This is a genomic window from Bhargavaea cecembensis (genome assembly GCF_001619585.1).
Classification (GTDB): domain Bacteria; phylum Bacillota; class Bacilli; order Bacillales_A; family Planococcaceae; genus Bhargavaea; species Bhargavaea cecembensis_A.
On sequence record NZ_LQNT01000001.1, the window covers coordinates 590,936 to 604,288 of the forward strand.

At 54.2% G+C, this 13,353-nt stretch carries 11 protein-coding genes, 1 pseudogene and 1 riboswitch; of the genes and pseudogenes, 2 read left to right on the plus strand and 10 right to left on the minus strand.

Features of this window, described 5'->3' with window-relative positions; genetic code table 11:
* Positions 1 to 33: 33 nt before the first annotated feature.
* From AV656_RS02985 to rlmN, 3 genes are all read right to left on the minus strand, one after another.
* Positions 34 to 771 (minus strand): hypothetical protein, encoded by a 738-nt coding sequence (locus AV656_RS02985; RefSeq protein ID WP_063178653.1) that lies wholly within the window; start codon positions 769 to 771, stop codon positions 34 to 36.
* On the minus strand, positions 768 to 1,253 hold the full coding sequence (locus AV656_RS02990) for a GNAT family N-acetyltransferase (protein ID WP_063178656.1): 486 nt from the start codon (positions 1,251 to 1,253) through the stop codon (positions 768 to 770). The genes AV656_RS02985 and AV656_RS02990 overlap by 4 nt, the downstream gene beginning before the upstream one ends.
* 81 nt (positions 1,254 to 1,334) lie before the next feature.
* A complete protein-coding gene (gene rlmN, locus AV656_RS02995; protein WP_063178658.1) occupies positions 1,335 to 2,396 on the minus strand; it encodes a 23S rRNA (adenine(2503)-C(2))-methyltransferase RlmN in 1,062 nt (353 codons plus the stop codon).
* A gap of 312 nt (positions 2,397 to 2,708) precedes the next feature.
* Between rlmN and AV656_RS03000 the strand changes: the two are divergent.
* Positions 2,709 to 4,282 (plus strand): annotated as a pseudogene (locus tag AV656_RS03000) (ABC transporter ATP-binding protein).
* 328 nt (positions 4,283 to 4,610) lie between these two features.
* On the opposite strand, the gene AV656_RS03005 reads toward AV656_RS03000, so the two are convergent.
* From AV656_RS03005 to AV656_RS03030, 6 genes are all read right to left on the minus strand, one after another.
* The gene (locus tag AV656_RS03005; RefSeq protein WP_063178660.1) at positions 4,611 to 5,825 is read right to left on the minus strand and encodes a NupC/NupG family nucleoside CNT transporter; all 1,215 of its coding nucleotides are present in this window, start codon (positions 5,823 to 5,825) and stop codon (positions 4,611 to 4,613) included.
* 258 nt (positions 5,826 to 6,083) lie between these two features.
* Positions 6,084 to 6,938, minus strand: a complete 855-nt coding sequence (locus tag AV656_RS03010; RefSeq protein WP_063178662.1) for a YitT family protein — start codon at positions 6,936 to 6,938, stop codon at positions 6,084 to 6,086.
* 153 nt (positions 6,939 to 7,091) lie between these two features.
* Positions 7,092 to 8,417 carry a nucleobase:cation symporter-2 family protein gene (locus tag AV656_RS03015; RefSeq protein WP_156484782.1) on the minus strand — a complete coding sequence of 442 codons (1,326 nt, stop codon included), beginning with the start codon at positions 8,415 to 8,417 and terminating at the stop codon, positions 7,092 to 7,094.
* The gene (locus AV656_RS03020) at positions 8,414 to 9,001 is read right to left on the minus strand and encodes a xanthine phosphoribosyltransferase (RefSeq protein WP_063178664.1); all 588 of its coding nucleotides are present in this window, start codon (positions 8,999 to 9,001) and stop codon (positions 8,414 to 8,416) included. The genes AV656_RS03015 and AV656_RS03020 overlap by 4 nt, the downstream gene beginning before the upstream one ends.
* Positions 9,002 to 9,135: 134 nt before the next feature.
* Positions 9,136 to 9,237: riboswitch (purine riboswitch) on the minus strand.
* Positions 9,238 to 9,366: 129 nt separating this feature from the next.
* Positions 9,367 to 10,584: an MFS transporter gene (locus AV656_RS03025; protein ID WP_063178666.1), complete on the minus strand. Its 1,218-nt coding sequence runs from the start codon at positions 10,582 to 10,584 to the stop codon at positions 9,367 to 9,369.
* Positions 10,585 to 10,596: 12 nt separating this feature from the next.
* A complete protein-coding gene (locus AV656_RS03030) occupies positions 10,597 to 11,718 on the minus strand; it encodes an NAD(P)/FAD-dependent oxidoreductase (protein WP_063178668.1) in 1,122 nt (373 codons plus the stop codon).
* Positions 11,719 to 11,866: 148 nt separating this feature from the next.
* Here AV656_RS03030 and AV656_RS03035 point away from each other — a divergent pair, with 148 nt between their 5' ends.
* Positions 11,867 to 12,691 carry an EcsC family protein gene (locus AV656_RS03035; RefSeq protein WP_231877228.1) on the plus strand — a complete coding sequence of 275 codons (825 nt, stop codon included), beginning with the start codon at positions 11,867 to 11,869 and terminating at the stop codon, positions 12,689 to 12,691.
* A gap of 334 nt (positions 12,692 to 13,025) precedes the next feature.
* On the opposite strand, the gene AV656_RS03040 is transcribed toward AV656_RS03035, so the two are convergent.
* The gene (locus AV656_RS03040; RefSeq protein ID WP_063178672.1) at positions 13,026 to 13,343 is read right to left on the minus strand and encodes a thioredoxin family protein; all 318 of its coding nucleotides are present in this window, start codon (positions 13,341 to 13,343) and stop codon (positions 13,026 to 13,028) included.
* Positions 13,344 to 13,353 lie beyond the last annotated feature (10 nt).

Here is a 13,353-nt window from a genome sequence, read left to right on the forward strand (position 1 = left end):
CAGAATCTATTATAGTCGGAATCTTCAGTTCAATCAGACTTCTATTTCGAAGTATTCGGTTAGCGGAAGTTCCCTTCCCCCTTCATGCCAGCTGTTGTACTTCTTGAACACCGCATGTGCACTGCCGTTCTCCCGTTCCACCAATTCACATACCGCGAGAAAGCTGCGCCAGTAATCAAACATGATCGAAGGCAGGGTACCCTCATAGGAAGCCGCTCCGAAATCATCAAGTGAATGTTTTCCGTAACGGTTCCTCAAAGCATCGTATAGTGCCCGCTCAGTTGCTCTGACTTGACCGAAGTATGGATCGCCAAGCAGATGCCGGCGCGGCAGGTAAAAGCACATGCCTTCCTCAAACCAGATCGCATCCGTGCGCTCATCCTCAAAATCGTCGGGGAACAGGTCCAGATGATGGGTCAGTTCATGGGCGAGGATATCCAGCAGCTGCGCTTCGCCGACCGATTCATAGAACGACCTCACCTCAGGAAGGTCCTCTCCGTCCATCTGTTCGAACATGATCTGCTTCCATTCCTCCTGATCCGGGCACATGAAAATCAGATTCTCCCGGGTATAGGCCGGAATCGGAACATTCCCGAACACATCCCGCGCAAGCTCCCCGCTCGTCCACACTACGGCCTTCGGCACTTCCGTAAGGCCGAACGCATTGCGGAGAAACGCTTCGTAGGAGCCGAGCCGCATCATAAGCCGTTTGACGGTCGTTTCGTAAGCGGCCCCTTCCCCTGGGGTTTCAAAAGCGAAAACCGATTTCATTCCTTCCCGTCCCCCTTATCCAGACGCAGTTTCATGCCCTCATGTGTCGGACTGAATCCGAGGCTTTCATAGAACCGGATGGCATCCGGCCGGCTTTTGTCTGTGGTCAGCTGGATCAGCCTGCAGCCCTTTTCCTCAGCAAGTCGGATGGAATGGAGGATCAGTTCCCTGCCGATTCCTCTTCCCCTCATGGTGGATGCCGTCCTGACGCCTTCAATCATCGCCCGCCAGCTTCCCCTGTATGTGATGGAAGGAAGAAAGGTGAGCTGCAGGACTCCTGCCAACTTACCATCCGCTTCGGCCACGATCAGCTCATTATTCGGATCCTCATGAATGGCGCGGAACGCCTCTTCGTAAGAACGCTCAAGCGGCAATTCCGGGTTTTCCCGTGTCCGGCCCAGATTGTCGTCTGCCAGCATGCCGACGATCCCCTCAAGGTCGGAACGCACGGCAGGACGGAATATTAGGTTTTCATCTTTCATTGGAAGCTCCCCCTTTCCTTCAACGATACCGGAATCCGGGCAAAGAAAAAAGCACGGAAAATGAATTCCGTGCCGTTACCGTCAGGAGACGTCTTTTTTGATTTGCTTACTGCGTAGCTGCCCGCAAGCGGCATCGATGTCGGTGCCCTGCTCAAGGCGCACACCGCAATGGATGCCCTTGGACTTGAGTGTCTTTTCAAAGGCGGCGATTGCCTCAGGGGTGCTGCGGCTGTAGCGGTCATGCTCTTCAACCGGATTGTACGGAATCAGGTTGACATAGCTCAGGTGCTTTTTGTTCTGTAGAAGTTTGGCCAGCTGCTGAGCTTCCTCGACATGGTCGTTTACGTCACTAAGAAGGATGTATTCGAACGTGATGCGCCGGTTTTTCTTGGACAGGAAGTAGTCGATGGCATCCATGACCTGCTCCAGAGGGAACGCTTTGTTGATCTTCATGATTTTCGTGCGGAGCTCATTGTTCGGTGCATGGATCGAAAGCGCAAGGTTGACCTGAAGATCTTCGTCGGCAAACTTGCGGATGCCCTTCACGAGGCCGCTTGTCGAAACGGTGATGTGGCGCGCTCCAATGCCGAGCCCGTTCCCGTCGTTCACGACACGGAGGAAGTTCATCAGGTTATCGTAGTTGTCGAACGGCTCCCCGATGCCCATGACGACGATGTTGGAAACCCGCTCGCCTTTTCCGAGCACGTCAAGGTGCTCCTGGACATTCATGATCTGTTCGACGATCTCGCCGGCGTTCAGGTCACGGCTCTTACGCAACAGCCCGCTCGCGCAGAAACTGCAGCCGATGTTGCAGCCGACCTGGGTCGTCACACAAACCGATTGTCCGTAGCTGAAATGCATCAGAACAGTTTCGATCAGGTTTCCATCCGCAAGGCGGAACAGGAACTTGACCGTTCCGTCATTGGACTCCTGCTTGACGGCGATGTCCATTGTCCGGATGGTAAATGCTTCGTCTAGAACGGCCCGGCATTCCTTGTTGACGTTTTTCATTTCATCGAACGACTTGACCCGCTTTTTGTACAGCCAGTCCCATACCTGCGCAGCACGGAACTTCTGCTGGCCGTGGTCAGCCATCCACTGCTGAAGCTGTTCGAAGGTCAATCCGTAGATCGATTGTTTCATGGTATATTGCCCCATTCCGTTGAAATTCTTTTTTTATCCTATATGAAGCAGGAAGATCCGACAAGTATTCAGACTTGACTCTTCCTGCTCATTTTGTTGATCATCCGGGCTGAAATTCCCTCAGCGCCAATCATTTATAATCCTACCCGTTCTCCGGTAAATGGCCAGAAACTCACAATGCTTAACAGTATACCATAAAAAAAGGAAGATCTTCAGAAGGCGGAAAACACTGAATGCGGCTGTTCATTGGCTGGCATGAATCTTTTCTGCAATCCCGTTCGTAAAAAGAATATATATGAAAGGAGCCTGCACATGGCATCAATAAACACGGAAAAGCAGGATCATGGCCTAAAGCCGTTCATACGCCTGATCCGCACCACAGGCATCCCTAAGGCGGCATTCTGCTTCGGCATCGCCGGTTTTCTGATCACGACCGTTGTCGGTCTTGTGATCCCGCTTCTGACAAAAGAACTGGTGGACGGGTTCTCCCTTGAATCACTCAGTCCTCTGCTGATTGCAGCGATTGTCGCCGCATTCCTCATCCAGACCGCCATCGACGGGGTGGCCACCTATCTCCTCGGTTACACCGGGCAGAAGGTGGTGGCAGACCTACGCGGGAAAATGTCCTCGACTGGCAGATGACCCTTGTCATGCTGATCTCGATTCCGGTCACGATGGCACTCATGATTCCCCTCGGCCGGCGGATGGCCAAAATTTCCCGGGGAATGCAGGATGAGACTGCCGCCTTCAGCGGAAGCATCCAGGAGACCATCAGTGAAATCCGTCTGATGAAAGCCTCGAATGCCGAGGGAGATGAGGAGAAAAGAGGCACGGCCGGGATTCTCAGGCTGTTTGAGTTTGGGCTCAGGGAAGCCCGCATCAACGCAGTGATCGGTCCTCTGATGGGACTCATCATGTGGGCGGTCATTGCATTCATCATCGTCTATGGCGGGGTGCGGGTCGCGGAAGGATCGATGTCCACAGGTACGCTGGTCGCCTTTCTTCTCTATCTGTTCCAGATTGTTTTCCCGGTCACGACATTTGCCATGTTCTTTACCCAGCTGCAGAAAGCCAAAGGGGCGACAGAACGGATTATTCAGATCCTCAACCTGGATCCGGAGCCGGGACAACAGGGTGATGCCGTGGATGTGGCGGGCCTTCCGATCACAGCGGAAAACGTCAGCTTCTCCTACTCACCCGGTGAACTTGTTCTGAACGGCATCTCCTTCCGGGCAAATCCCGGTGAAATGATTGCATTCGCCGGTCCGAGCGGCGGCGGAAAATCCACGATGTTTGCGTTGCTGGAACGCTTTTACGAACCCGACAGCGGAATGATCCGTATCGGAGATACTCCGATAACTGCCCTGTCACTTGAGAATTGGCGGAGACAGATCGGCTATGTTCCGCAGGAAAGTGCGATGATGTCAGGGACGATCCGGGATAATCTTCTCTACGGAATCGAACAGGATGACATCCCCGAGGAGAAAATCTGGCTGGCAGCCGATATGGCGTTTGCTTCAGAATTTATCAGAAGTTTCCCGTCCGGTCTCGATACCGAAATCGGTGAGCGGGGTATCCGGCTATCCGGCGGGCAGCGACAGCGCATCGCGATTGCACGGGCATTTCTCCGGGATCCGAAAATCCTCATGATGGACGAGGCCACCGCAAGTCTGGACAGTCATTCGGAAGGTATTGTACAGGAAGCCCTACAGCGCCTTATGACCGGGCGCACAACGTTTGCCATCGCCCACCGCCTGTCCACGATCGTAGATGCGGATCGCATCATTTTTATCGAAGGCGGACAAGTGACCGGAATCGGTACCCACCAGGAATTATTCGATTCCCATCCGGTTTACAGGGAGTATGCCGAGCAGCAATTGATCTGAAACCTTCATCTTGACTTTCCATCCTACATCTGGTAATATGATGTCTTGTGATGCTTCATCTTGAACGGAATCGGTTTGAACTGGCGTCCATTCGCATGATGCGGAGGACACTCATTCACGCTGGCGCGGCTATAGGGCCGCAAGGACGCAATAGCAGGTAGGGATTGCGTTGCTTGGGTTAGCATGTGAGTGGATTCATACCGCGGCAAAGAACCCCCTGAGCAAAACGGGGGAGAAAAACGGAAAACGATTGGCTTCAACTGAACATTGCCACTAAAAAAGGGATGCTCCGCTTCTGCGGACGCATCCCTTTTCCAATGTCTATTGATTATATGAACATGCCGGCGATCGATGCGCTAAGCAGCGATGCAAGCATCCCTGCGGCAACGGCACGCATTCCCATGCGCGCAATGTCCGGGCGGCGCTCAGGAGCCATGCCGCCAAGACCGCCGAGAAGGATGGCAAGCGAGCTCAGGTTGGCAAATCCGCAGAGTGCGAAGCTGACAACCATGACTGTCTTGTCGGAAAGCTCAGCGATCTGAGGCGCAAACGATGTATACGCAACAAACTCGTTCAGCACAAGCTTTTGACCGATGAAGCTGCCTGCCTGCATTGCTTCCTGCCATGGAACGCCGATGGCGAACGCCAGTGGCGAGAATACCAAGCCGAGAATGCTCTGAATCGTGAGGTCTTCGGCGCCAAACCAAGATCCGATTCCGCCAAGAAGACCGTTCAGCAGTGCGATGAGTGCGATGAATGCAAGAAGCATCGCGCCGACATTCAGCGCCAGTGACAACCCGTCTCCTGCCCCTTTTGCTGCAGCATCGATGACGTTGGTCGCACCGGTATCTTTCTCCATGACGAATTCATCATCTTTCGGCTTTTCTTTTTCCGGAATGATGATTTTCGCCATGATCAGGCCTGCCGGAGCAGCCATGAAGCTTGCTGCGATCAAGTACTCAAGTGGCACACCGAGAAGTGCGTATCCCGCAAGTGTGGAACCGGCTACGGAAGCCAGTCCGCCGGTCATGACCGCGAAAAGTTCCGAATTGGTCATGTTCTTCAGGAAAGGCCGGACCACGAGCGGCGCTTCCGTCTGCCCGACGAAGATATTCGCTGCTGCCGAAGTGGACTCCGTCTTGCTCGTCCCAAGCAGCTTTGAAAGTCCGCCGCCGAGCAGTTTGATGATCCACTGCATGATGCCAAGGTAGTAAAGAACTGAAATCAGAGACGAGAAGAAGATGATGATGGTCAGTACCTGGAAGGCGAAGATGAAGCCCACCTCTCCGTTGCCGTCAGCGAGCGGCCCGAACAGGAACGAAATCCCTTCCCCGGCGTAGCCGATCACATTGTTGACCGCTTCGGTCACCTTCAACAGCACTTTCCGGCCGATCTCCGACTTAAGGACGATAAATGCAAACAGCAGCTGAAGTGCAAGTCCGCCTATGATTGTCCGAGGGTTGATCGACTTTTTCCCGGTTGACAGCAGAAAAGCAATACCGAGAACAACGGCCATACCCAACAGGCCCCACAAAATGTTCATGACTAATCCCCTATCATTTCAAATCCGGCCGTCGCGGGTGGAAGGCGGATCGATTAGTGTTGTCTGACTTCAGACGTTGTCGTTATTAAAAATATCAAATAGGCTATACCATTGTAAATGCTTAATGTCCTACTAATTCATTTCCGAAATTGTGCAAACCATCGGAAAGTACGGCAACTACATCATTCCCCTCCTCCGCCCTCCATAAACAGGAAAAGCGGTGGTCCGGATCCCTTGCAGAAAGCCATTCTGGCGAATTTACTCGTAGATCCGTTCCTTTGAAAAACCGTGGCCCATAATTTCGGACGCGTTCACAAAAATGACAAACGATGCAGGTTCTTTTTCATTAAGCATCTTTTTCAGATACACCGCTTCAGACTGTTCGGCGACACAGAGGATCATCGTGCGCTCCCGATTGGAATGCCCGCCGGTCACCCGCACCTTCGTAAGCCCGCGGTCGATTTCGTCACGGATGATCGCCCTCACTTCTTCCTCCCTCTCGGTGATGATCAGAACGAGTTTCTGAGGAGAAGTTCTGAGCTGGACGAAGTCAATGACTTTGCTGGTTACATAGATGGACATGAGCGCAAACAGCGCAAGTTCAAAATCAAAAACGAATGCCGAGGTCAGGACCACCGCTCCGTCCACGATCAGCTGGGCAAATCCGCTTGAAACCCCTGTGAACTTCTTCAGAATCTGCGCAACCAATGCTGTCCCGCCGGTGGAGCCGTTGCCCCGGTAGACGATGCCAAGCCCGACACCGAGCAGGATACCGCCGTAGATGGAAGACAACAATGGATTCTCCACACCAAGGTCGAAACCGCCCGTCACCCAGATGGTGAACGGGACAAATAAGGTACCGACCAATGACTTCATGCTGAACTCTTTCCCTGCAAGAATCACCGCGAGGATAAACAGCGGGATGTTGATCAGCCATTGGACATAAGCAGGATTTAGTCCATAAATTTCATATATAATGGTGCTGATTCCGGATACTCCTCCGGCGGCCAGCCTCGCCGGAAGCAGAAACAGATTGTAGCTTAGACCGACCAGCGCCGATCCGAAGAGGATCAGCAGATAATCATTGAATACAGCTTGCCTGATTTTCTTCAAATCAGATCCCCTCCCTCTTGAACGTCATCTATTTTATCAGCACCGCTTTGTATGGAAGTTCTGAATTCCTTTAGTTGATTAATGAGATAGCGGAGTGTAATGCCTGAATCGCAAAACCGCACTGCCACAATGACAGTGCGGTTTCTTTCATCATTATGAAGCTTCTTGCGCGCTCTCCTTCACGGCAGCAGCGCCTTTTTTGGCTGGCACTGCCGACTTTGAGGGTAGCATATTGAAGACAATGTTCAGCACAATGGCGGTGAAGCTCCCGGCCACGATGCCGTTGCTGGTCAGGATCTGGACGCCCTGCGGCAAGGCAGTGAACAGGTCCGGAACGACGGAGACGCCAAGACCAAGGCCGACCGAGCACGCCACAATCAGCGCGTTTTCCTGAGACTCGCCCATGCACTTGCTCAGCATCTTGATGCCCTGTGTGGCGACCATGCCGAACATGGCGAGCATCGCGCCGCCCAATACGGAAGTTGGAATGATCGTCGTGAGTGCAGCGACCTTAGGCAGGAAGCCAAGCGCGATCAGCATGATCCCTGTAATCACGATGACGCGGCGTGTCTTGACTCCGGTCATCTGGACCAGTCCGACGTTCTGAGAAAAGGCTGTGTACGGGAAAGCGTTAAAGAAGCCGCCCAGCATGACTGCGAGCCCTTCGGCACGATAACCGCGGGACAGGTCTTTCCTGGTAATCTTTTTTCCTGTGATGTCGCTCAGTGCGTAATAGACACCGGTCGACTCCACAAGAGAGACAATGTTCACAAGGCACATCGTGATGACTGCAGGCCAAACAATCGACGGTGTACCCAGATAAAACGGCTCGAGCATATGGAACATGGATGCTTCCCTGACGTTGTTGAAGCTGACCATGCCCATTGCAGATGCCATGAGCGTACCGGCCACCAGTCCGAGCAGGATCGAAATTGCCCGGATAAAGCCCGTGGCAAATTTATAGATCAGAATAATGATCAGCAGTGTCGCAAAAGCAAGTGACACGTTTGCGGCAGAGCCGAAGTCCGGCGAACCCATTCCGCCACCCATGTTATTGATGGCAACAGGGATCAAAGTGAGCCCGATGATGGTGACGACCGTACCGGTGACGATGGGCGGGAAGAAGTTCCTTAGCATACTGAAGAACGGGCTGATAAGGACAACGAACAGTCCCGATAGGATGATGGAGCCATAAAGCGCCGACAGCCCGTATTCCCCGCTGATCGCGATCATCGGGCCGACAGCTGTGAAGGTACAGCCGAGCACAATCGGCAGCCCGATTCCGAAGAAGCGGTTGGAAGCGAGCTGCATGAGCGTCGCCACCCCGCTCAGGCAGATATCGACCGCGACGAGGTAGGTCAGCTGTTCGGCGCTTAGCCCGATGGCCCCGCCCACAATCAGGGGGACCAGGACTGCGCCTGCATACATGGCCAGAAGATGCTGGATTCCAAGCGTCGTTTCACGGATACCTTGTTTCATCGGACCTCAGCCTCCCCACGGAATGAGACTTTCCCGTCTGCCAGAGAGTCGATAATGGCGAGTGATTCAACCCGGACTCCCTGATCCCGAAGCAGCTTGCCGCCCTGCTGAAAGCCTTTTTCGATGACGATTCCCACTCCGGCAACCGATGCCCCGGACTGGCCTGCAATATCCAGAAGGCCAAGGGCAGCCTGTCCGTTTGCCAGGAAATCATCAATGATCAGGAGGGTATCTTGTGAGGTTACATAATCACCCGAGACAGAAATCGTATTCACCGTCTGTTTGGTGAACGATTTAACCTCGGCACTGATCAGCCCTTCCGTGAGGGTGAGGGATGCCCGCTTTCTTGCGAAGACGACCGGAACCCCCATCGTCAGCCCCGCCATTGCCGCCGGCGCGATGCCTGACGACTCAATCGTCAGGATTTTGGTGATCCCTTCGTTTTCAAACCGGCTTGCAAATTCTTCCCCGATCGCCTGCATGAGCATAGGGTCGATCTGGTGGTTCAGGAAAGAGTCCACCTTCAGCACTTCTTCCGAAAGGACGCGGCCTTCCGAAGTGATTTTGTCGTGAAGCTGTTTCAAAGAGATTCCTCCCGTTTTTTACCACGGCGCTCATTGGCACGAAACCAAAAAACCGGCGGTCATCCCCTCTGGAGGGGCATGACCGCCGGTCTGATTCCGGTGGAAAAGAAACAAGACGGGGTTGTCCCCCATCTCTGATTTCCGTTGCCTCTCATAGTCGGCCCGTTTACGGCGGGCCGGTAGAAACTTGCAGGCCATATTCCTGCGATTATATGAGCGTCTGATATTGATTGGGCTTAGTATATCACGGTAACGAAAGTTTTCAAGCCGGACATTAATATACGGAATTCACCGAAAACAGGAAGCGTTTTCGGCACTTCGGTATCCCGTAACTCCCCTAAATCCGAATGTTCGTCTTTTTTCCCTCAAGCAGGTGCAGCCCGGCGTTCATCCGGCAAGTACAGGGAGACCAGCCCGAGGATCGGCAGGAGGCTGATGATGATCATCGTCGTATAGACTCCCGCCAGGTCCATGAATGCTCCAATTGCGACGGAGGCAATCGCCCCCATGCCAAATGCAAATCCGACGGTCAGGCCGGCCATCGTACCGATCTTCCCCGGAACAAGTTCCTGGGCATAGACGACAGATACCGAAAAACTCGACATCAGCACAAAGCCGATGATGCCGAGCACCGGCGCGACAAGCCAGATCGGCAGATGCGGCAAGGCCACGGCAAGCGGTATCGGAATCAGGGCAGAAGCCGCAATGATCCGCTTTCTTCCATACCGGTCTGCGAACGGCCCTCCGAAAAACGTACCGGCTGCGCCCAGCGCCAGGAACATGAAGATAAAGTACTGCGCCTGACGGACGGTCAGGCCGTATTCACCGGTCAGGTGAAAGACGTAGTAACCCTGCATGTTGACCACATAAAATGACCGGACAAAGATGACAATCAGGAGAAGCGCAATTCCGGCTTTCACCTTGCCCGGTGTCAGTCCCGAGATGCCGGCAATCTGGCGTTTCTTCCCTTTGGCTGCAGCATCTTCTTCCTTAAGCCGATCGCTTGTCCAGCGAGCAACACGGGACAGGATCAGAACCCCTGCCGCGGCAAGGATCAGGAACCATGCTGCCCCCGCCTGTCCGAGCGGGATCAGGATCAGAGCCGTGATGACCGGAGCAAGGGCCTGGCCGCTGTTCCCGCCGACCTGTAAGATCGACTGCGACATGCCGCGCTTTGCCCCGCCGGCAAGGAAGGCCACCCGGGAACCCTCCGGATGGAAAATCGCCGATCCCAGACCGAGGAACATTGCCGCGACAAGAAGCATCCAGTACTCAGGCGAGAAGGCTAGCAGCAGAACACCAATAAATGCAAGCGCCATGGCCGCCGGAAGCATCCAAGGACGCGGCTTTTTGTCACTGATAATGCCAACAACCGGCTGCATGACCGATGAAAGCATCTGGAGCACGAATGTGATCAGGCCCAGCTGAAAGTAACTGTAGCCGTTTTCCGCCTGCAGGATCGGATACATCGCAGGTACTACCGCAGAAATGGCGTCGTTCAGAAGATGGCATCCGCCGATGGCGAACATGACCGGATAGACGGGATCCGATGCCCGTTTTAGCGAAGCAGCCGTTGCCGCCATTGTCTCTCCCCCTTATCCCCCTGAAATCGTCTTGTCCGGGCTATACAATGCCGGATCGATGTCCAGCGTTTCCCCTGTTGCCATCTTGGCAAGCTGGGCACCGAGGTAGGGACCTACAGTCAGCCCCGAAGAGCCGAGCCCGTTCGCGAAATATAGCCCCTCGATGCCGCCAAGCCTGCCGGCTACGGGAAGATTGTCCGCCGTAAACGGACGGTAGCCCACGTTTACTTCCTCGAATACCGCTTCCTTGAGAGCCGGAGCGGTGACAAAAGCCTTGTCAAGCATTTCATGGATGGCCCCGGCAGTCGGAGTCATCTCAAATTCATGTTCATCCTCGTGTGTTGTTCCCACGATGACCTTTCCGCCGTCCGCCGGCACAATATAGTGGCGGCGCGGCGGCATGATGACCGGCCATTCCCCCGTTGGCTCTTCCTCAAGCCTCAGATGAAGGATCTGGGCTTTTTGGGCATGAACTTCAAGTTTCAGGCCCAGCGGCGCAACCGCCTCTGCAGCCCACGCTCCCCCTGTCACCATCACCGTATCCGCCCGGATGAGCTCTCCGTCAACAACCGCTCCGTTCACTTTACCGTCTGTAGCGGAAACTACTGCGGAACCGAGGACGAACGACGCTCCATGTTTTTGGGCGGCCGACAACATGGCGTCACGGAGCTGGCCGCCGTTGACTCGTGCAGCCCCGCTGATCCTGACCGAAGCAAATCCCTCGCCAAGCATCGGGACGATTTCCCGCGTTTCCTCTTCGCTGAGCCGCATGATCTCTCCGATTTCCGGAGCCTCTTCTCTGCGGGTGATGGCCCTTTCCTCCGCCAGATTGAGCACTGCCGGGTCCGTATGTACACTTACCGCCCCGACTCGGCGGTATCCGGTTTCCGTCTCACCGTCCTGTTCAAGGGAGCGGATCAGATCCGGATAAAAGGCCGCTCCCCCTTTGGCCAGCGCATACCAGGCCTTGTTTCTGCGCTGTGACAGCCACGGACAGATAATACCTGCCGCGGCACCCGTCGCCTGACCCGGCTCCCCGCGGTCGATGACGGTGACCGAATAACCGGACTTTGCAAGATGGTAGGCGGCGGAAGCTCCCAGGATTCCTCCCCCTATGATGATTACGTGATTCATTGGCAACACCTGATTTCTGATTGGATTCCTGTTCTATTGTATCCGAACGGCACTCACAGGCAAACCATTCCAGCCCCGCTTCAGCTTCCGTTGAAACATTTAGGGTATAGGAGACGTATACAGAACAGACAAACCGTACGGGAGGCTGCTGCTTATGGAATCAAGACAATGGCTTGAACAGAAACTGGAACAAATCCGCAAATGGGAAAAGGACCAGGGAAAGATCAGAATCTGGGACCGGATCGGCCGGATTCCCTTCGCCCTACTGGACAAGGTGACCCCTGACTTCATCCGGGACAAGGTCGGCAAGGCGCTGGACGAGCTGGGCAAGTTCGTCCAGACTGGCGGGGGGTACCTGAGCTCGGAAAAAGCGGTCGCCAACTATTTCAATAACGAGCAGGTCCGCACACTCACTGATGCACGCCGGATGCCGGTTTCCGCGATGGATGAGGCCGCGGACCGTGTGGCCGGCACCAGGACGAACATCGCGACCGTACAGGGGGCATCGACCGGCTTTGGCGGCATCTTTACCCTGTCGCTCGACATTCCGGTGCTGCTCGGACTGCAGCTGAAGACCCTCCAGGACATTGCCATGTGCTACGGATTCGATCCTGCCGACCCCAAGGAACGGCTATTCATCGTTAAGGTGATGCAGTTTGTCACATCCGACAGCCATGGCAAGGACGCCATCCTGAAACAGATGGATTACCTGGACGGCGGGAACGAAGAAGCCCGGCGCGAAATTGTTTCCGAGCTGAAGGGATGGCGGGAAGTCGTCATGTCGTTCCGTGACCGCTGGGGGATGAAAAAAATGTTCCAGCTGATTCCGGTGGCAGGGCTCGTATTCGGCGCCATCACCAATCGGAACACCATTTCCGAACTCGCCGAGGCCGGTGCCATCCTTTACCGCAAACGCCGCATCCGTGAACGGCTGGCATCACTGGAGCCGGATGTTCAAACGGCAGGGCAATAATGCATTGCAGTCTAGGGAGACATGAAATGTAAAAACGCCTGCCATGACGGCAGGCGTTTGTTCTTCCGTATCAGCAGATCCGACAATCGCCATATAAGGAATATCGAGACCTTGGACTATTAACGATATGCCGCCTATCCGATATGTCGACAGCCTCAATCTACCATTCTTGTAGCGAAATTAAATATTCTCTGTCTCAGATTACACGTTCCCTGACTGAGATTACACGTTCCCTGATTGAGATTACACCTGGGTTTTCCATAACCTTATAGGGTAATCGGGGTCTTTGGACAATAAAAAACGCCTGCCATCCCGGCAGGCGTTTTATGATCGTTTAGGAAGCGAGACCGTTCAGGAAGGACTCGATCTCCTCTTTTGTCTTGCGGTCTTTGCTGACGAAGCGGCCTGTCTCTTCGCCTTCACTGAAGGCTACGAAACTAGGGATTCCGTAGACATCCATCTCTCCGCACAGATCGATGAATTTGTCACGGTCCACGGAGACGAATGTATACTCAGGATAATCCGCCTCGATCATCGGCATGAACGGATCGACAAAGTGGCAGTCCGGGCACCAGCCGGCGGTGAACATGAACACCACGCGTTCTTCCTGTTTCAGTTCGTTAAACTGCTCAATCGTTTTTAACTCTTCCATCAAGATTCCC